The following is a 19054-nucleotide window of genomic DNA, read 5'->3' as shown; positions in this document are numbered from 1 at the left end:
CGCGCAGATCGACGTCGAGGCGCCGGGCGCCCGCCTGGCCTGGCGCGAGGACGCGACGTGGGCGCCGCACGGCGGGGAAAGCAGGGTCGATGTGGCCGCCCGCAGCCTGCCGCTGATCGCCGAACTGGTGTCCGGCGAGTCGGAATGGGGCGACCCGAACCAGCCGGACCGGCCGGTGGTGCTGGTCGCCCACGGCGGGCTGATCGCCGCGCTGTCGGCCGCGCTGCTGCGGCTTCCGGTCGCCAACTGGCCGATTCTGGGCGGCATGGGCAATGCGAGTTGGGTGCAGCTGTCTGGTCACTCCGACGATTGGGGCGCCGGCGCCGATTTCGATGCCATCCGCTGGCGCCTGGACGTGTGGAACGCTTCGGCGCAGGTTTCCAACGATGTCCTCTGAACGCCCCCCCAGGCGGGGGTCCCGGCCCACCCTGCTGGTGTTCGCCGACTCCCTGTCCTATTACGGGCCGACCGGGGGCCTGCCCGCCGACGACCCGCGCATCTGGCCCAACATTGTTGCCTCGCAGTTGGATTGGGATGTGGAGCTGATCGGTCGCATCGGCTGGACCAGCCGCGACATCTGGTGGGCGGCGACGCAGGATCCGCGGGCCTGGGCGGCGCTGCCCAGGGCGGGGGCGGTGATCTTCGCCACGGGCGGGATGGATTCGCTGCCGTCGGTGTTGCCCACCGCGTTGCGCGAGCTGATCCGCTATGTGCGGCCGCCGTGGCTGCGGCGCTGGGCCCGCGACGGCTACGCCTGGCTGCAGCCCAGGCTTTCGCCGGTGGCGAGGCCCGNGGTTCGGTCGCCGGGTTCAGCCACTTCACCCTGCTGCTGGTGCACGCGCTGCGCCAACAGTTCTCGCGGGTCCGCGTGTTCGCCTTCATCGACACGACCGACGAGGTGACCCACATGTTCGGGCCCGAAGCCGATCTGGCCGTGGCGATCCAGCGGATCACCCGCGAGGCCGGCGTGTACAGCCGCGACGGCCACTCCGACTACGGCAACGCGTTCGCGTCGTTCGCGCAAGCGTTTCCCAACGTGCTGTCGCCGCGCGCATCGCTGCTGGTGCTCGGCGACGGCCGCACCAACTACCGCAATCCGGAGACCGAGTTGCTGGCCCACATGGTGACCGCGAGCCGGCACGCGCACTGGCTCAACCCCGAACCCAAGCACCTGTGGGGCAGCGGCGATTCGGCGGTGCCGCGCTACCAAGAGGTCATCACGATGCACGAATGCCGGTCCGCCAAGCAATTGGCCGCGGTGATCGACCAGCTGCTGCCGGTGTGAATTTTGCCCAGCGTGCGTGTTCGTCCGGCGACACGCCGCACTAGCCGTAAAAGTGCGCACGCTCGCGCAGGCGCCAGCTGGGAAATCGGGCGCTGTCGCCGGCTCAAGTAAGCTGGCACATCGTGCAAAAGCAGCTTCGCAGGTTGGGAGTGATGGGTGGGACGTTCGACCCCATCCATTACGGCCACCTGGTTGCCGCCAGTGAGGTTGCCGACCTGTTCGACCTCGATGAGGTGGTGTTCGTGCCCAGCGGCCAGCCGTGGCAGAAGAGCCGGCACGTCTCCGCCGCCGAGGACCGCTATCTGATGACGGTGATCGCCACCGCGTCCAATCCCCGCTTCTCGGTGAGCCGGGTCGACATCGACCGCGGCGGGCCCACCTACACCCGGGACACCTTGCGGGATCTGCACGCCCTCAACCCGGAATCGCGGCTGTACTTCATCACCGGCGCCGACGCGCTGGAAAGCATCCTGTCCTGGCAGGGCTGGGAAGAACTGTTCGGGCTGGCGCGCTTCATCGGCGTCAGCCGCCCCGGGTACGAGCTGCGGCGCGAACACATCACCGGCGTGCTGGGCGAGCTGACCGAGGACGCGCTGACCCTCGTCGAGATCCCGGCGCTGGCGATCTCCTCGACCGACTGCCGCCAGCGCGCCGAGCAGGGCCGCCCGCTGTGGTACCTGATGCCCGATGGCGTCGTGCAGTACGTCTCCAAGCGCCGGCTGTACCGCGCCGAACGCACCACCCTGGCCACGGGGAACAACCCGTGACCGCGACGCGGGAGGCGATCGACATGGCGACCGTCGCCGCCACCGCGGCCGCCTCGAAACTTGCCGACGACGTGCTGGTCATCGATGTCTCCGGCCAGCTGGTCATCACGGATTGCTTCGTCATCGCCTCGGCGTCCAACGAGCGGCAGGTCAACGCGATCGTCGACGAGGTCGAGGAGAAGATGCGCAGGGCGGGCTACCGGCCGGCGCGGCGCGAGGGTGCCCGGGAGGGGCGCTGGACGCTGCTGGACTACCGCGACATCGTCGTGCACATCCAGCATCAGGACGATCGCAACTTCTATGCCCTGGACCGCCTGTGGGGTGATTGCCCGGTGGTGCCGGTGGAGCTGGACGACTCGGCGGGCGCGCAATGAGGGTCCGCCGGCTGGTGATGTTGCGGCACGGACAGACCGACTTCAATCTGGGCAGCCGGATGCAGGGCCAGCTGGACACCCAGCTCAGTGAACTGGGGCGCGCACAGGCGGTGGCCGCCGCCGAGGTGCTGGGCAAGCTGCAGCCGCTGCTGATCGTGTCGTCGGATCTGCGGCGCGCCTACGACACCGCTGTCAAGCTGGCGGAGCGGACGGGGCTGAAGGTCTGGGTGGACGATCGCTTGCGGGAGACCCATCTCGGCGACTGGCAGGGCCTGACGCACGCGCAGATCGACGTCGAGGCGCCGGGCGCCCGCCTGGCCTGGCGCGAGGACGCGACGTGGGCGCCGCNGCGCTGTACGAGTGGAACCACGCCAAGCAGATTCTTCGTATTCAGGCCGGCTCCGGCGACTGGGATCAGACCAAGGACGACGTGTTCAGCGAGGAGTTCCTGCTGCAGCGTCCGCTGCTGACCGCCATCCGGCGCACCGAGCCGACCGTGTTGCTGATCGACGAGACCGACAAGGCCGACATCGAGATCGAGGGCCTGTTGCTCGAGGTGCTGTCCGACTTCGCGGTCACCGTCCCCGAATTGGGCACGATCACCGCCGAGCGGACGCCGCTCGTGGTGCTGACCTCCAACGCCACCCGCGAGTTGTCCGAGGCGCTGAAGCGCCGCTGCCTGTTTTTGCACATCGACTTCCCGAGCCCCGAGCTGGAGCGGCGCATCCTGCTGTCGCGGGTCCCCGAGCTGCCCGCGCACCTGGCCGAGGAGTTGGTGCGCATCATCGGCGTGCTGCGCGGGATGCAACTGAAGAAGGTGCCCTCCATCGCCGAGACGATCGACTGGGGCCGCACGCTGCTGGCGCTGGGCCTGGACACCATTGACGACGCGGTGGTCGCCCAGACACTCGGTGTGGTCCTCAAACACCAATCCGACCAGCAACGCGCGGCCGGGGAGCTCAGGCTCAACTGATGGCCGCCCGCCGCGTCCGCCCCACCCGCCCGCTCGCCCCGCACGGGCTGCCGGGCCACCTGGTGGGATTCGTGGAAGCGCTTCGCGGAGTGGGCATTTCGGTGGGGCCCTCGGAGACCGTGGACGCCGGCCGGGTGATGGCCACCCTCGGCTTGAGCGATCGCGAGGTGCTGCGCGAGGGCATCGCCTGCGCGGTGCTGCGCCGCCCCGATCACCGCGACACCTACGACGCCATGTTCGACCTGTGGTTTCCCGCGGCGCTGGGCGCGCGCGCTGTGGTCACCGACGGTGCGGCCGACGCGGCGTCGGGCGGCGAATCGTTGCCGGCCGACGACGTCGAAGCGATGCGCCAGATGCTGTTGGACCTGCTCAACGAGAACCCCGACCTCGCGGACATGGACGAGCGCCTGGTGGCGATGGTCGCGCGGATCGTGGAAGCCTACGGCAAATACAGTTCCAGCCGCGGCCCGTCGTTCTCGTCGTACCAGGCGCTCAAGGCGATGGCGTTGGACGAATTGGAGGGCAAGCTGCTGGCGGGCCTGCTCGCCCCGTACGGCGACGAGCCCACTCCCACCCAGGAGCAGATCGCCAAAGCGCTTGCCGCGCAGCGGATCACGCAGTTGCGCAAGATGGTCGACGCGGAGACCAAGCGCCGCACCGCCGAGCAGCTCGGCCGCGACCACGTCCAGATGTACGGCATCCCACAGCTTTCCGAGAACGTCGAGTTCCTGCGCGCCTCGGGCGAGCAGCTGCGCCAGATGCAACGCGTTGTGGCGCCGCTGGCCCGCACCCTGGCGACCCGGCTGGCGGCGCGCCGGCGCCGCTCGCGCGCCGGGGTGATCGACCTGCGCAAGACGCTGCGCAAGTCGATGTCCACCGGCGGCGTGCCGATCGACGTGGTGCTGGCCAAACCCCGCCCGGCGCGCCCGGAACTGGTGGTGCTGTGCGACGTGTCGGGTTCGGTCGCCGGGTTCAGCCACTTCACCCTGCTGCTGGTGCACGCGCTGCGCCAACAGTTCTCGCGGGTCCGCGTGTTCGCCTTCATCGACACGACCGACGAGGTGACCCACATGTTCGGGCCCGAAGCCGATCTGGCCGTGGCGATCCAGCGGATCACCCGCGAGGCCGGCGTGTACAGCCGCGACGGCCACTCCGACTACGGCAACGCGTTCGCGTCGTTCGCGCAAGCGTTTCCCAACGTGCTGTCGCCGCGCGCATCGCTGCTGGTGCTCGGCGACGGCCGCACCAACTACCGCAATCCGGAGACCGAGTTGCTGGCCCACATGGTGACCGCGAGCCGGCACGCGCACTGGCTCAACCCCGAACCCAAGCACCTGTGGGGCAGCGGCGATTCGGCGGTGCCGCGCTACCAAGAGGTCATCACGATGCACGAATGCCGGTCCGCCAAGCAATTGGCCGCGGTGATCGACCAGCTGCTGCCGGTGTGAATTTTGCCCAGCGTGCGTGTTCGTCCGGCGACACGCCGCACTAGCCGTAAAAGTGCGCACGCTCGCGCAGGCGCCAGCTGGGAAATCGGGCGCTGTCGCCGGCTCAAGTAAGCTGGCACATCGTGCAAAAGCAGCTTCGCAGGTTGGGAGTGATGGGTGGGACGTTCGACCCCATCCATTACGGCCACCTGGTTGCCGCCAGTGAGGTTGCCGACCTGTTCGACCTCGATGAGGTGGTGTTCGTGCCCAGCGGCCAGCCGTGGCAGAAGAGCCGGCACGTCTCCGCCGCCGAGGACCGCTATCTGATGACGGTGATCGCCACCGCGTCCAATCCCCGCTTCTCGGTGAGCCGGGTCGACATCGACCGCGGCGGGCCCACCTACACCCGGGACACCTTGCGGGATCTGCACGCCCTCAACCCGGAATCGCGGCTGTACTTCATCACCGGCGCCGACGCGCTGGAAAGCATCCTGTCCTGGCAGGGCTGGGAAGAACTGTTCGGGCTGGCGCGCTTCATCGGCGTCAGCCGCCCCGGGTACGAGCTGCGGCGCGAACACATCACCGGCGTGCTGGGCGAGCTGACCGAGGACGCGCTGACCCTCGTCGAGATCCCGGCGCTGGCGATCTCCTCGACCGACTGCCGCCAGCGCGCCGAGCAGGGCCGCCCGCTGTGGTACCTGATGCCCGATGGCGTCGTGCAGTACGTCTCCAAGCGCCGGCTGTACCGCGCCGAACGCACCACCCTGGCCACGGGGAACAACCCGTGACCGCGACGCGGGAGGCGATCGACATGGCGACCGTCGCCGCCACCGCGGCCGCCTCGAAACTTGCCGACGACGTGCTGGTCATCGATGTCTCCGGCCAGCTGGTCATCACGGATTGCTTCGTCATCGNTCGCGTCACTGCCGTCGGTGCACATCGCCCAGACGTACGGCCGGGCCCATCACGGCCGGCCCGGGACCGTCGCGGCGATCACCGAATGGGCGCAGCAACACGACATTCCGCTGGTGGATCTCAAAGCCGCGGTGGCCGAACAGGTGATGAGCGGCCGCGGCAATCCCGACGGCATCCACTGGAATTTCGAAGCCCACCAGGCGGTCGCGGAGCTGATGCTCAAGGCGTTGGCCGAAGCCTTGCAGAAATCCGAAGTCCCGAACGAGAAGCCGCGCGGGTAGGGCCATGGGTGTCGTGGTGGTGACCGATGCGTCGTCTCGCTTGCCCGCCGATCTGCTCGAAAAATGGTCGATACGAGTGGTTCCGCTGCACATCCTGCTCGACGGCCGCGACCTGCGCGACGGCATCGACGACGTCCCCGAAGACATCTATCAGCGGCACGCCACCACCGCGGCCGCCACCCCCGCCGAACTGGCCAACGCCTACCAGCAGGCGCTGACCGACAGTGGGGGCGACGGCGTGGTTGCGGTGCACATCTCCTCGGCGCTGTCGGGAACCTGCGGCGCCGCCCAGCGGACGGCGGCCGACCTCGACCCGAACGTGCGCGTCGTCGACTCGCGATCCGCGGCGATGGGCACCGGTTTCGTCGCGCTGGCCGCCGCNGCGATGATCGACCGGGTCTGCGAGGTCGTCGGTGAGGCCCCTGCCGCCCTCGCGGTGCACCATGTCGCCAACCCGGACGGCGCGAAGGAGGTCGCGGCGGCCCTGGCGGAGCGGCTACCGGCGTGCGAGCCGGCGATCATCACCCCGCTGGGGCCGGTGCTCGCGTTGCACGTCGGCGCGGGAGCCGTCGCCGTCTGCGTGGAACTACCCGAGTCCTAGGCCGGCGCCCGCACCGCGCGGTGGGCATTGTCGCCGCGCGGGTGCACGACCTGTGGCCACCAGAACCAGCGCCCGAGCAGCACCGCGATCGACGGCATCAGCAGCGTGCGCACGATCAGCGTGTCGAGCAGCAGGCCGATGCAGACGGTCGACCCGAACTGGCCCAGCACGCGCAGGTCGCTGCCCAGCATAGAGGCCATGGTGAAGGCGAACACCAGGCCCGCCGCCGTCACCACCCCGCCGGTGCCGGCCATCGACCGGATGATCCCGGTCTTGAGCCCGGCGTGGATCTCTTCCCTGAACCGGGACACCAGCAGCAGGTTGTAGTCGGAACCGACCGCCAGCAGGATGATCACCGACAGCGCCGCCACGATCCAGTGGATCTTGATGCCGAACAGGTCCTGCCAGATCAACACCGAGAGCCCAAAGGACGCCGCGATCGAGCTCGCGGCCGTGCCCACGATCACCAGCGCGGCGACCACGCTTCGGGTCAGCAGCAACATGATCATGAAGATCAGCGTCAGGGCCGACACCACCGCGATCATCAGGTCGTACTTCTCGCCGTCGGCCATGTCCTTGAAGGTGGCGGCGGTGCCCCCGAGATAGACCTTCGCGTCCGACAGGGAGGACTGCTTGAGCCCCTCCTGCGCGGCGGTGCGCTCGGCCGCGACCCGCGAAATGCCCTCGGGCGTCATCGGATCGCCCTGATGGGTGATGAAGAACCGCGCCGATTTGCCGTCGGGCGACAAGAACATGCGCAGGCCCGTCTGGAAATCGGGGTTGTCGAAGGCCTCCGGCGGCAGATAGAAGAAGTCGTCATTCTTCGACTGGTCGAAGCTCTGCCCCATGACGATGGCCGTGTTGCTCATCGCCTCCATCTGGTCGATCATCGCCTTGAACGTCTGGTAGAGCGTCAGCGTGATCCCACGGGTGGTCTTCAGCGTCGCGATCAGCGTGGGAAACAGCGCCGTCAGGTCGTGCGTGGCGTTGGCGGTGTGCTGGATGTCGGCCGTGAGGAAGTGGAACTGCTCGGCGAGTTGGTCAAACCCGTCCAACGAGTCGAACAGGGACCGCAACCCGATGCACAACGGAATGTCGTAGCAGTGCCGCTCCCAATAGAAGTAGCTGCGGACCGGCCGGAAGGTGTCGTCGAAATCCGCGATGTGGTTTCGCAGGTTATCGGTGATCTCCGAGGTCACCGCCGTGGTCTTGGCGCTCTCGTCGGCGGCTTTCGACAGATCGAGCGACACCTCGTACTGGCGCTGCGTCGTGTCGATCTGGGTCTGCAGGTCATCGGCCATCTTCAGGATGTCGTTCATGCGCTCCTTGAGGAAGCTCATGTTCTGCATGGTGGTCTGGCTTTGGATGCTGTTCTGGAACGGTATCGAGCTGTGCTGGATCGGAATGCCCAGCGGCCTGGTGATGTCCTGGACCATGGCGATGCCGAGCGTGCGCATCTCGTTTCTGGCCACCCGGTCCAACACCAGCATGTCGGCCGTGTTTCGCATGTCGTGGTCGGCCTCGACCATCAGCAGGTCGGGGTTCATCCGCGCCTCGGAAAAGTGCCGGTTCGCCGCCTCTTGTCCCTGGTTGGACGGCGCAGACGCCGGCAGGTAGTGGCGGTCGTTGTAGCTCGTCACGTAGCTCGGCAGGGCGACCATGCCGACCAGCACGACGGCGGCGCTGACCGCGAGAACGGGTGCGGGCCAACGCACTACGGCGGTGCCCACCCGGCGCCAGAGCCGCCCTTGTCTGGCCGCACGCTTGGTCTCGAAGAGGTGAAAGCGGCTGCCCACGAAGATCACGGCGGGGCCCAGGGTGAGCCCGGCCGCGACCACGACGAGCATGCCGATCGCCACGGGTGCGCCCATGGTGTTGAACCACGGCAGCCGGGCGAAACTCAGGCAGTAGGTGGCGCCGGCGATCGTCAGACCCGACCCCAGGACAACGGGGGCCACGCCTTTGAATGTGGTGTAATACGCGGTTTCTCGATCTTCGCCGGCGCGTAGGGCCTCCTGATACCGGCCGACGAGAAAGATGCCGTAGTCCGTTCCCGCGGCGATCGCCAGCATGGTCAGGATGTTCGCGGCGAACGTGGTGAGCCCGAAGGCGTTGTGATACGCCAAAACCGCGACGACCCCGCGCGAGCATGCCAGCGCGACGAACGTCATGAACAACTGGACGAGCGTGGTCACGATGGAGCGGTAGACCAGCAGCAGCATGATGGCGATCGCCGCCAGGGTGAACAGCGTGATCTTGGCCAGGCTGGCGTTGCCGATCAGGTGCATGTCGTCGGACAGCGCCGCGGGACCGGTGACGTAGGCCTTCACGCCGGGCGGCGCCTTGTTCTCGTCGATCACCTTGCGAACGGCCTCCACGGACTCGTTCGCCTGCGTGGTGCCTTGGTTACCCGCGAGGTTCACCTGCACGTAGGCGCTTTTGGCGTCGGCGCTCTGTGCGCCCGCGGCCGTCAGCCGGTCGCCCCAGAAGTCCTGGATGTGCTGGATGTGCTTGGGATCTTGGCGCAGCTGCCGAATCAACTTGTCGTAGTAGTGGTGCGCGTCGTCGCCCAGGGGTTGCTGGCCCTCCAGCACGATCATCACCGTGCTGTTGGAATCGAATTCCTTGAAGTTGTGGCCCAGCCGCATCATCGCCTTCATCGACGGCGCGTCCAGGGGGGTCATCGGCGCCGAATGCGCTTCGCCGACAACTTCCAGCCGGGGAACGATGACGTTCACGAGGACCGTCACGAACACCCACGCCAAAATGATCGGCACCGCGAACCAGCGGATCATGTGCGGGATGTACGGCCAATGGCCGCGCTCGGGGCGCCCGGGGCGCTGGGCCTTGATCGGGCCGGTGTCCGCGGTGTCGTCGACGGCTCGGGTGTTCACCTCGCTCATGCGGACTTCACCAGGCAGAACGTCTGGGCGTTGTGGCCGTCGGAGTTCTGCTGTTCGCGCACGACCCCGTCGACGGTGATTTTGCAGCTGATCCGGTTGCCGTCGGTTTGCGCCATGATGTTGGCGCTCACCGAGGGCAGGGTGGTCGAGATCGTGGTCGACCACGGCAGCGGCGCCGCGTTGACCTGGTGGGTGTTGGCGTTTTCGTCCCAGTAGTTGATGTCCGCGACGCTGCCGGGGGGACCGGAGACCTCGTAGACCACGACCTTCGGGTTGAACTGGACGATCTCGATGCCGGCGCCCGCGTTCGCGTTGAGGTCCTGCGAGCCGAAGATTTTGTGCAGCCGCGACACGACCAGGCCCGAGACCGCCAGCACAACCAGCAACAACAGCGGTATCCACGCCCGCTTGACGGCGCGGGTTATGGCGCCGGTCTTTGGTCTAGCCCTCACCTGACCGCCTTCCACTCAGCGCTGCCCGGTGGACAACATCCGTCGTCGACAGAACATTTGCTCAGCTAAGCATCGTAAACCGTAGTGCACGGAACCGTTCCTCGGGGGTGCCGACTTTGTGACGACCGACACGGGTCCGTCAGCGGGCCAGCCGGCCGGTGACCGGCGGGAGGTCGGCGAGCGTCACGATGCCGGGCCTGGCGGCGACGACGGCCGGGACCGCGTTGGTTACCGGCATCGCGGTGTAGATCATTCCCAGCCCCATGAAGCCGGGCTCCGTCCAATCCTTCGGCGGCAGGCAGTGCAGCACGGTGCGCATGTTGGGCAGGCCGAACACCTGGATGACGTGGCCGTGCTCGAGGGGTTTGGGCGGCACCACGTGATTGCCCATGGTCCAGTTGAATCCGACGCTGACGACGTTGCGATCGCCTTCCCAGCCGCGGTGGTAGCCGTAGACGCTGCCCACCGTTCCCGCGGGGATCTTCATGAAGCCCAGATCGGAGTCGGCGGTGGCCGCGGTGAAGGTGACGTCGAAGGTCATCCTGTCCAGCTTCGCTCCGATCGCGTCGGCCATCATCGCGGCGGACTCCGCGAAGACCTCGCTTTCGGTCCGCACGCTCTCGGCCAGCCCCGGGGTGTCGGGATCCTGCGAGAACCCCATCGCCGTCTGGGTTTCGGCCGACTCGTACGTCGAGCAGTCCACCGACTCGGTGATGCGGATTTCGTCGACGCGCTCACAGGAGGCGGACAGCACCATGCCCACCATGTTCGTCATCCCCGGGTGCGCCCCGCTGCCGAAGATCGTCGAACCGCCCCGCTCGCAGGCGTCCACGATGCGCTTGCGGTCCGCCGGTGTCTGCTTGCCGCCGGTGATCCACGCGGCGCTGGTGCACACGTTGACGCCCGACTCCAGCAGCCGCACGAGTTCGTCGATGTTGGGCCACAACGGGTTATAGCAACACGCGTCGGGTCGCAGCGCCAGCAGCGCGTCGATGTCGTTGGTGGCCTTAACCCCGGTCGGCTCCGGCCATCCGGACAGCTCGGCGGCGTCGAGTCCGACCTTTTCGGCGCCGTGCGCGTAAACCCCGACCAGCTCCATGTCGGGTCGGCCAATGATGGCGTGCAACGAGCGGCGCCCGATGTTGCCGGTGGTCCACTGAATCACGCGAAACGGACGGTCTGCGCTGTTTGTGCTCATCGAATGGCTCCTTTGCCGGTGCGGTTGGACCATTATGTGCAACCGGGGTCGGGGCTCAGGCGTCCAGCCGGGTGAATTGGTCCTGGCGGTATTGTTCGACGCAGGCGGCGCGCCGGATCTTGCCGCTCGTCGTGGTGGGAATCGACCCGGGCGACACCAGGACGAGGTCCCCGACATGCAATCCGTGCGCGTTGGATATCGCCGAGGTGACGTCGCTTTTGACGCCGCTGAGCCAGTGCGTCGCCTCCTCGGCGGAATCGCCCCGCTTCTTGAGCTCGACGACGGTGACCAGCTTCTCGGTGCTGTTCACCGGAACCGATATCGCCGCGACCCGGCCGCCCGTGATCTCTTGGACCGTCGCCTCGATGTCCTCGGGGTAGTGATTGCGCCCGCGGATGATCAGCAGATCCTTGATCCGGCCGACGATGAACAGCTCACCGGAGAAGACGAAACCCAGGTCGCCGGTTCTCAGCCACGGTCCGCCGGGCGTGCCCGGCGACGGGTCGGTGAGCACCGCGCCGAAGCAGCGCTGCTCCTCCGGCGGTTTGCCCCAGTAGCCGTCGGCGACGTTGGGACCATGAAGCCAAATCTCACCGACCACGCCGGACGGGCACTCGCGGCCGTCGGAGTCGACGATGCGCAGCGTGGGTGATTGCGGCACTTTGTATTTGACCAGCGCCGTGCCGGCGTCCTCCGCGCAGCGCCGAACACGGCCGGCGGACAGCTCCGCGGCGTCGAAATGAACCGCGCCCGACGAATCGCTCCAGGTGCCCGCCGTCACGAAGACGGTCGCTTCCGCCAAACCGTACGAGGGCCGCACCATGTGATCGCGAAAATTGAAGTGGGCGAACCGATCAACGAAGCGTTGCAGTGTGGCCGGCTCGACACGTTCGGCACCGCTGATGATGCCCAGCACCTCGCCGAGGTCGAGCCCGGCCAGGTCGCCCTCGGTCGTCTTGCGGGCGGCCAGGTCGTAGGCGAAGTTCGGCGCCGCGGAAAACGCGTGCGGATTTCTCGCTAATGCTTGCATCCATCTGGCCGGCCGCTCCAAAAATGCGACCGGACTCGTCAGCTCTCCGCGAAAGCCGCCCAGGATCGGTGCGCAGACCCCCAGCACCAAACCCATGTCGTGGTAGAAGGGCAACCACGAAACGATCGTGAGATCCGACGGGACTTTGATCTGGGATTCCGCGAAGAAGCTGCGCATCAGCTGGTCGAAATTCACCTGCAGGTTGCGGTGCGAGATCATGACCCCGGTCGGCAGCCGGGTGGAACCCGAGCTGTACTGCAGATAGGCGATGGTGGGCAAATCGGCTGTCCGGGCGCTTGTTTCGGCGTCGGCGTCGAGATCGATCTCATCGATTTCCACGATCTCGGGAGCAACCTGCAGGCGCGCTCGGTCGATATATTGGGCGATGTCATCGGCCACCGCGGCCGTTGTGAGGACAACTGACGGCGACGTGTCGGCCAGGATCGCGCTGACGCGCTCATGACTGGAGCCGCGGTGCGGCAACGGGAGCGGAACCGCGATCAGCCCGGCCTGCATCGATCCCAAGAATGCCGCGATGTAATCGAGGCTTTGGGGGGCCAGGATGACTGCCCTGTCTCCGACCGACCCGTGAAGGCTGAGCTCGCGGGCCGCATTCAACGTTCGACGGGATAGTTGCGGCCACGTGAGACACTCAGGAACACCCGCCCGGTCGTAGGCGTAATCGGTAAACGTAAACGCCACGTCATGGGGCCGAAGGCGGGCCCGTGCGTGCAGCATCGACAGAATTTTCGATTGAGACATAAGGGGTTACATCACGTCCGTACTAGTTGTCGACTCCATCGGATGGAGTCAGTGGTCGGCCTGTCCTGCCCCGTGCGACAACACGGACATGGCACCGGCAAGGATCTGTGAGAACGGGTCGGCGCCGCCGCCGAAGGTCGCCTGGTTGGCCGGCGCCGTGACTTCCGCCGGGTCGAAGCCGTGCACCGGGTCCACCTGAACCGGAGCGGTCGACGGGTCGTCGTTTCGCGAATAGCCGGCGTTCACCCGGGGCATCAGGATCGCATCGAGTTTGTTCAGCGTGTCTTCCGGGATCCCGATGTATTTCAGCGGCATGACCAGCGGAAGGTGCTTCTCCGGGACCATGATCGTCGTGTCCCTGGCGCCCCTGGAGTTGATCGTCGTCCGGATATTCTGCGGCGGCACCATGCTCGCGTTCGTGAAGGCCACCGCGGTGTGACCCGTGGCGAGGCCCATCAGCGTGTTGGCGAAGGCGAACATGTTGTCGGGCCGGTCGGGGAAGTCCGCGATGGAGTCGTAGGCGGCCACGAACCTGTCGGTGTCGTACTGGCTCTCGTAGGTCGGCGGCATGGTGTAGTCGAGCGCGGGAACGGTGCTGCCGACCGGGAACGTGGCGGTCAGGAAGCTCTGGCCGAAGGCGTGATGCCCGATCGGGTCGCCGAATGTGGCGAAGTTCAGCGTGTTCGGCGGGGGAGCAGTGGGGTCATTCGCCAGTCGAGCCTGCGCGCCATCGACCACGAACCCGCCCTCGGACAAGCCGATCGCCGTACCCGGGCCACCGGTTTTGATCGCGGCAACCAGGTTGTCCACTCCCGTGTCGACCGACTCGCCGACGCTGGGGCCGTCCAGACCGAGGCCAGGAAGGATCTCATCACCGACCTTGCCGATGCCCGGGAAGAGCCGCCCCAGGACGTGGCCCTGAACCTGTCCCGCCGGGTACCCGACGATCTCGCGCTTCTGGCCGGGGAACCACTGGGCACCCTCCTGGCGGATGTACTCGTCATAGGGGATGCCCAGAACATGAGCGCCCCCGAGCGCGTACGCGGTCTGGTCACCCGGCGCCCCGGGGGTCGGCGGGCCGCCGACCGGCGTGTCGTCGGCCGAAACCCGCCCGGCGCCGAAATACCCTGTGGCGCCAACGGTTACCAGCGCCGTCACTCCCGCGAGTAGTTTCCTCATCCCTACCCCTGACCCCTCGGTTTCTCTAGTCTCACATACGTCATCGGTGCGCCCTGACCGGGTTGCGGCCGGACGCCCGTGACGGCCACCAGTTCGCCCGGCCGACCAGCGCGGCGACGGCGGGAACCGTGATGGTGCGCACCAGGAAGGTGTCCAGCAAGATTCCCACACCGATCACGAAGCCCCCCTGGACCACGGTACCGATGCTGGCGAACAACAGACCGCACATCGACGCGGCGAAGATCAGCCCCGCTGCGGTGATGACACCGCCCGTCGAACCCAGGGTGCGAATGATGCCGTAACGCACGCTGCGCGGAGATTCGTCACGCATTCGCGAGACGAGCAGCATGTTGTAGTCGGCCCCCACCGCGACCAACACCACGAATGCCAACGGCGGCACACTCCAATGCAAGTGCTGGCCGAGCAGTAACTGAAACACCAAAACGCCGATTCCCACCGCCGACAAGAACGAAATGACCACGGAAGCCACCAGATACAGCGGCGCGACGATCGCCCGAAGCAGCGCGATCAAGGTCAGCAGCACGACGATCAGAGTCACCGCGATGATGAACCGGATGTCGTGTTGGTAGTAGTCGCGCGTGTCTTTCAGGCCAACGGTGTACCCCGCCATCGATACCGTGGCGTCGGACAGGGAGGTATTCGGTTGGGCCCCCCGGGCCGTCGCGCTGATCGCGTTGACCTGATCCATGGCCTCGGTGCTGAACGGATTGAGTTTGGTTTGCACCAGGTATCGCACCGAGTGGCCGTCCGGCGAAATGAATGCCTTGGCGGCCTGCTGAAACTCCTTCAAATGCAGCAGCTGCGATGGGATGTTGAAGCCGGCCATCGCCGGTTGTGCCGCATCCTGTTTCAGCGACAACAGGAACGCCGCCGACTCGCTGAGGCCCGCGCCGAGCCGCTTGACCTGGTCGACGAGCTGGGCCACCGCGTCGGCCACTTGCCGGCTCCCGCCGGCGAACCGGTCGGCGCCATTTTGCAGGCTGTTCAGGTTCGCCTGCAGGCCGCCGGGCTGGTCTATTCCCATGGAGTGCAGCACGTTGGTGAGTTTCGTCAGGGCGACGCGCAGGCGCTCCGTCGATGCTTTGAGGGCCCGCTTGTCCTGGTATTCCTGCAACTGGTGGGCCAGGTCGTTGATCGCGTCGAGGTCTGCCTGGTCGCGCGCGCCGGTCAGCTGCTCGAACGTCCCGCGGGTGGCGCTGCACGACGGATCGGCATCGCAGACCGGGTTACCCTGCAGCGCCGTCAGCACCGGGCCCATCCAGGCGAACATGTTCTTGGCGGCCGAGAAGTTCCAGCCCATGGCGTTGCTGAGCGCGTTGACGTGGTCGACGAGTTGGGCTGTCAGGTCGACCTCTTTGACCAGCGTGTCGCCGCTGTACTGGTTCTTCGTCGCCGAGAAGGCATTCTCGAGTTCCTGCACGCTGGCCGCGAGCTGGGTGACCTGGCCGCGGACTTCGCGGAGGTTGTTGGCCAGCGTGCCGGCCCCGTCAACCAGCCGGTTGAGGTCGCCTGTTTGGTCGTTGATCAGGTTGGACCCGCCGGCCAGCATGGTGCCGATGGCGCCGGCCTGATAGGTGGCCCTGAATTGCTCCGGGACGCTTCCGGTGGGACGGGTGATGCCGCTGACGACGGCGACATTCGGCAGCTGGCTGACGCGGGCGGCCATCTGCTCGAGGTCCGCGAGGGCCTGCGGGGTGCGCAGGTCACGCGGGGACTGGACGAGGATGTACTCCGGGATGGACTGATTCACGTTGAAATGGCGATCCAGCGCGGCGTACCCGACCGAGCTGGGCGCGGAGGGCCGAAGGGCCTTGCGATCGTCGTAGTTGTAGCGCACCAAGCCGGCACAGCTGGCCAAGATGATCAACACGAGCAGGCTGGCAACCAGGTGGGCCCTGGGCCGGCGCACGATACGTACGCCGGAGCGCCGCCAGAACCGAGCGGTCAGTTCGCGCCGCGGCTCGACCCAGCCGCGCGGGCCGGCGAGCGCCAAGATCGCCGGCAGCAGCGTCACCGCGGCGAGGAATGCCACGCCGATGCCGATCGCCGCCGACGCCCCGACCGTCTTGAACACTCCCATTCGGGCGAAGCTGATCAGCAGAAAGGTGATTCCCACGGTGGTGGCCGACGCGGCGATCACTTTCCCGATCGAGTTCATCGCCCGCTTGACCGCGTCATCGGGCTCCGCGCCCGAGCGCCGATAGTCGTGATAGCGGCTGATGAGAAAGACCGCGTAGTCCGTTCCGGCGCCGGCCATGATCGCACTCAGAAACACCATGGACTGATTGGAGACGCCCGAGCTTGTCAGCTGCGAGTATCCGGCCACCACCGCCTGCGCGATGATCAGGGACAACCCGATCGTGATCAGCGGCAGCAGCATGGTGACGAGGCTGCGGTAGACCACCAGCAGGACGATGAGCACCAGGACGCCGATCGCCAGCTCGATGGGAAGCCGGTCCCGATTGCCGGCGACGGTGAGGTCGGCGACGGTCGCCGCGGGGCCGGTGACGTGAGCCGTCAGTGCCGTTCCCGCGACCGTGTGTCGGACGATGTCGCTGATCCGGTTGAACGCGGCGTACGCCCGCGGCGTGCCCAATTCGCCCGCGACGCCGACCGGCAGCACCCAGGCTCTGTGGTCCGCGCTGGTCACGACCTGACGCAGGGGTGGCGTGGTGACGAAATCCTGCACCATCGCGACGTCCCGGGTGTCCTGCCGCAGCGTGCCCACGAGCTTGCGGTACACGGCTTCGTCGTCGGACCCAAGCCCCTTGTCGTTGGTCAGGACCACCAGCAGGAGGTCCTCGGAGCCCGATTCGTGAAACGCCTCGGTCATCTTGCGGGCGGTGACGCTCGACGGTGCATCGCTGGGCAGGATGGCCAGCGGATGCTTCTGGGCCATCTCGCCCAGCGACGGGAGTGTCAACGGCAGGGCGACCGCGACCGCGACCCACAGCCCTATCACTATCCAGGGCCAACGCACCACAAAATCGGCTAGCCGTCGCATTTCGCCCTCACCTCAAACCGTGCAATTCGCCCGTCGCGAGCCATCGGGTTACCCCACGCTACGCAACGCGTCCCCAATGCCCGCTGGCGGCGACCCGCCCGCACACGGACTTCATAGCTTCCATATAACGGGTCACCGATTTCTGGGCGACCGGATTGTCGGGAAACATGATCGCCATCGCGGTGCCCTCGCCATACCGAAATACGTAAATGGTCAACTGATACGAGTACCGGCCGTCGGAGTAGATTCCGAGGTTGTTCGCGTAACCCAGGTCGGCGGCGGCCAGGACGGCGTTGAGCGGTGCCGCGCCGCCATGCAAGAAGTTCGACACCGGAAAGTTGGGCTGCGGCCAATTCAACCACGGCGCCAATTCCAATACGCGGTAGTACGGCACCTTCGCCAAGTGCAGACCGGAATCGAACGACGCCTGCGCCGCCCACGCGGCGTCGCCGAAGGAGGCCGCCGCTATCGGCACGGTGATCGGAACGAGGCCGGTGAACCAGCCCTGCGTCATGAAGTTGTCGGTAGTCCTGCGGGTGTCCCTTGGGGTGAGGCCGTGATAGGTGAGGGCACCCGTGAACTCATGCTCTACCAGGGCGAAGCAGGCGAACAAGCCACCGATGAAGCGCGCGCCGACAGCACTGCAGGCCGCATCGAACCGCTCCGTCTGTGCTGCGTCCATCACGAATTCGGAGATCAATTCGCTGCCGCTCGGCTCCGACGGGTTACCGAGTGGGAGCGGGAATTCGGGAAAGCCGCCGTTGTTGTTCTCGGCGAACTCAATCCACGCGCGCACCCCGGGCGAATCGACGGTTAATGTCGACGTGTAATGGCGCTCGCGCGTGCAGAAATCATCAAAGCTGCCGGCATCGGGAAGTGCGAGGGGTTCGCCGCCCCCGCTCAACGCCGCATACATTCCATTGGCCTCGAGCATCGTCGTGCCAATCAACGTCGCGTCCCCGTGCACGTGATCCATGGCGGCAAAGAACGTAAAACGATCCTCGTTTTGGATGATTCCGAAGGTGAAGCAGCCCCATTCCAAGGGGTTCGGTATGGCCACGACGTGAGCGCGTATTTCCTCGACCGTCATCTTGCCGTGCTCGATCGGCATGAATTCGATATCGGCGGGATCGCTGAGACTGTGCCTGACGAATTCCCCGTCACCGCCGAGGCCGAACCAGCTGCGGAACGTGTCGTGCCGACGTAGGTATGTGTTGACGGCGTGATGCATGGCAGAAACATCGCACCGACCGGGCACCTCACAGGTCGCGATGATCTGCCGGGAAAAGTCCAGCCCGGCGGCCGTCCGTTCGTGGTAGTTACGGAGGTGTTGGCCCTGCATGTAGCTGACCGGCACGGAACTGACCGGCGCCTGCCGGACCTTCTCGGCGGCCGTGGTCGTCGGGTGCCAGGAGATGACTGACCCTGGGATCGGCGCCCAATCGCCCAGCGAGCCGATCGTAATCTTCCCGATTCGCAATATTTTCTCCCCGGTTTTCGCGGCTGATGCGGCCGCTGCTAGCGACACCAAGATAACCCTCTCGGTGAGCACAGTCGGCGGTATGCGCGGACGCGCCCCCAGGACTCGAAGGCGCGCCGGCGCGGTTGTGACCACCGTCTCGGCGTGGGACACGAGCCGGTCGGCACGCCCCGACCATACTTGCGCGATGCGCCGCCGGAAGCAGCCACACTTGGCATACTTGCCGTCGGAGGTGGTTCGGCTGCGGCAACCGGTTCGGCATGTGTACATTCGCCACGACGGTCGCTGGAGCCAGTACGCCGGGGGGGCTTCCGCCAGGTCTGTTCCTGGGTGCGTGCAGTGAGCGGCCGAGAGCGTGGTTCGGAGCAACCACGGCCACGGCGCCGCAAGGACGCGGGCATC

General features: G+C 66.7%; 12 protein-coding genes and 7 pseudogenes. 12 read left to right on the top strand and 7 right to left on the bottom strand.

Features of this window, described 5'->3' with window-relative positions; all coding sequences use genetic code 11:
- From gpgP (BN4348_RS45585) to BN4348_RS45530, 12 genes and pseudogenes are all read left to right on the top strand, one after another.
- Nucleotides 1-397, top strand: a pseudogene (gene gpgP, locus BN4348_RS45585) (glucosyl-3-phosphoglycerate phosphatase); the annotation flags it as partial.
- Nucleotides 387-788: pseudogene (locus BN4348_RS45580) on the top strand (diglucosylglycerate octanoyltransferase); the annotation flags it as partial. The pseudogenes gpgP (BN4348_RS45585) and BN4348_RS45580, both read left to right, overlap by 11 nt.
- Nucleotides 785-1285 (top strand): annotated as a pseudogene (locus BN4348_RS45575) (VWA domain-containing protein); the annotation flags it as partial. The pseudogenes BN4348_RS45580 and BN4348_RS45575, both read left to right, overlap by 4 nt.
- A gap of 122 nt (nt 1286-1407) precedes the next feature.
- On the top strand, nt 1408-2052 hold the full coding sequence (gene nadD / locus BN4348_RS45570; protein WP_084454254.1) for a nicotinate-nucleotide adenylyltransferase: 645 nt from the start codon (nt 1408-1410) through the stop codon (nt 2050-2052).
- Complete coding sequence (gene rsfS, locus BN4348_RS45565) at nt 2049-2426, top strand: ribosome silencing factor (RefSeq protein WP_066914156.1); 378 nt, start codon at nt 2049-2051, stop codon at nt 2424-2426. Before nadD (BN4348_RS45570) ends, rsfS begins: the two co-directional genes overlap by 4 nt.
- A pseudogene (gene gpgP / locus BN4348_RS45560) lies at nt 2423-2773 on the top strand (glucosyl-3-phosphoglycerate phosphatase); the annotation flags it as partial. The gene rsfS and the pseudogene gpgP (BN4348_RS45560), both read left to right, overlap by 4 nt.
- Nucleotides 2770-3399, top strand: a pseudogene (locus BN4348_RS60470) (AAA family ATPase); the annotation flags it as partial. The pseudogenes gpgP (BN4348_RS45560) and BN4348_RS60470, both read left to right, overlap by 4 nt.
- Entirely contained in the window at nt 3399-4847 is a 1449-nt protein-coding gene (locus BN4348_RS45550; protein ID WP_066914154.1) for a vWA domain-containing protein, read from the top strand. The pseudogene BN4348_RS60470 and the gene BN4348_RS45550, both read left to right, overlap by 1 nt.
- A 122-nt stretch (nt 4848-4969) precedes the next feature.
- The gene (nadD, locus tag BN4348_RS45545; RefSeq protein ID WP_084454254.1) at nt 4970-5614 is read left to right on the top strand and encodes a nicotinate-nucleotide adenylyltransferase; all 645 of its coding nucleotides are present in this window, start codon (nt 4970-4972) and stop codon (nt 5612-5614) included.
- A pseudogene (locus BN4348_RS45540) lies at nt 5611-5739 on the top strand (ribosome silencing factor); the annotation flags it as partial. The gene nadD (BN4348_RS45545) and the pseudogene BN4348_RS45540, both read left to right, overlap by 4 nt.
- A gap of 4 nt (nt 5740-5743) precedes the next feature.
- A pseudogene (locus tag BN4348_RS45535) lies at nt 5744-6022 on the top strand (diglucosylglycerate octanoyltransferase); the annotation flags it as partial.
- A 4-nt stretch (nt 6023-6026) separates the two neighbouring features.
- Nucleotides 6027-6623: a DegV family protein gene (locus BN4348_RS45530; RefSeq protein WP_066914150.1), complete on the top strand. Its 597-nt coding sequence runs from the start codon at nt 6027-6029 to the stop codon at nt 6621-6623.
- Here the strand turns inward: BN4348_RS45530 and BN4348_RS45525 are convergent.
- The 7 genes from BN4348_RS45525 to BN4348_RS45495 all read right to left on the bottom strand — a co-directional run bounded on the left by BN4348_RS45525 (nt 6620) and on the right by BN4348_RS45495 (nt 18652).
- Nucleotides 6620-9526, bottom strand: coding sequence for an MMPL/RND family transporter (locus BN4348_RS45525; protein ID WP_066914149.1), 2907 nt, complete (start codon nt 9524-9526; stop codon nt 6620-6622). The genes BN4348_RS45530 and BN4348_RS45525 overlap by 4 nt on opposite strands.
- Nucleotides 9523-9951, bottom strand: a complete 429-nt coding sequence (locus BN4348_RS45520; protein WP_084454255.1) for an MmpS family transport accessory protein — start codon at nt 9949-9951, stop codon at nt 9523-9525. Before BN4348_RS45520 ends, BN4348_RS45525 begins: the two co-directional genes overlap by 4 nt.
- A gap of 166 nt (nt 9952-10117) precedes the next feature.
- Nucleotides 10118-11176 (bottom strand): NAD(P)H-dependent amine dehydrogenase family protein, encoded by a 1059-nt coding sequence (locus tag BN4348_RS45515; protein ID WP_066914146.1) that lies wholly within the window; start codon nt 11174-11176, stop codon nt 10118-10120.
- Between the two features lie 55 nt (nt 11177-11231).
- Nucleotides 11232-12968 (bottom strand): AMP-binding protein, encoded by a 1737-nt coding sequence (locus BN4348_RS45510; RefSeq protein ID WP_084454253.1) that lies wholly within the window; start codon nt 12966-12968, stop codon nt 11232-11234.
- Between the two features lie 48 nt (nt 12969-13016).
- Complete coding sequence (pe, locus tag BN4348_RS45505; RefSeq protein WP_066914145.1) at nt 13017-14147, bottom strand: acyltransferase PE; 1131 nt, start codon at nt 14145-14147, stop codon at nt 13017-13019.
- A gap of 40 nt (nt 14148-14187) precedes the next feature.
- Nucleotides 14188-17172: an MMPL/RND family transporter gene (locus tag BN4348_RS45500; protein WP_066914143.1), complete on the bottom strand. Its 2985-nt coding sequence runs from the start codon at nt 17170-17172 to the stop codon at nt 14188-14190.
- Between the two features lie 58 nt (nt 17173-17230).
- Nucleotides 17231-18652, bottom strand: coding sequence for a condensation domain-containing protein (locus tag BN4348_RS45495; RefSeq protein WP_066914142.1), 1422 nt, complete (start codon nt 18650-18652; stop codon nt 17231-17233).
- Between the last annotated feature and the right edge of the window lie 402 nt (nt 18653-19054).

This window comes from Mycobacterium interjectum, assembly GCF_900078675.2.
In the GTDB taxonomy this organism is placed as follows: Bacteria; Actinomycetota; Actinomycetes; order Mycobacteriales; family Mycobacteriaceae; genus Mycobacterium; species Mycobacterium interjectum.
The sequence above is the reverse complement of the archived record's forward strand: the minus strand, read 5'-3'. Positions and strand labels throughout refer to the sequence as shown.

Bases quoted from the DNA above. Each gene is read 5' to 3' on its own strand.
- BN4348_RS45550 (WP_066914154.1), top strand. From the start codon at position 3,399: ATGGCCGCCCGCCGCGTCCGCCCCACCCGCCCGCTCGCCCCGCACGGG.
- BN4348_RS45525 (WP_066914149.1), bottom strand. From the start codon at position 9,526: ATGAGCGAGGTGAACACCCGAGCCGTCGACGACACCGCGGACACCGGC.
- BN4348_RS45515 (WP_066914146.1), bottom strand. From the start codon at position 11,176: ATGAGCACAAACAGCGCAGACCGTCCGTTTCGCGTGATTCAGTGGACC.
- BN4348_RS45510 (WP_084454253.1), bottom strand. From the start codon at position 12,968: ATGTCTCAATCGAAAATTCTGTCGATGCTGCACGCACGGGCCCGCCTT.
- pe (WP_066914145.1), bottom strand. From the start codon at position 14,147: ATGAGGAAACTACTCGCGGGAGTGACGGCGCTGGTAACCGTTGGCGCC.
- BN4348_RS45500 (WP_066914143.1), bottom strand. From the start codon at position 17,172: ATGCGACGGCTAGCCGATTTTGTGGTGCGTTGGCCCTGGATAGTGATA.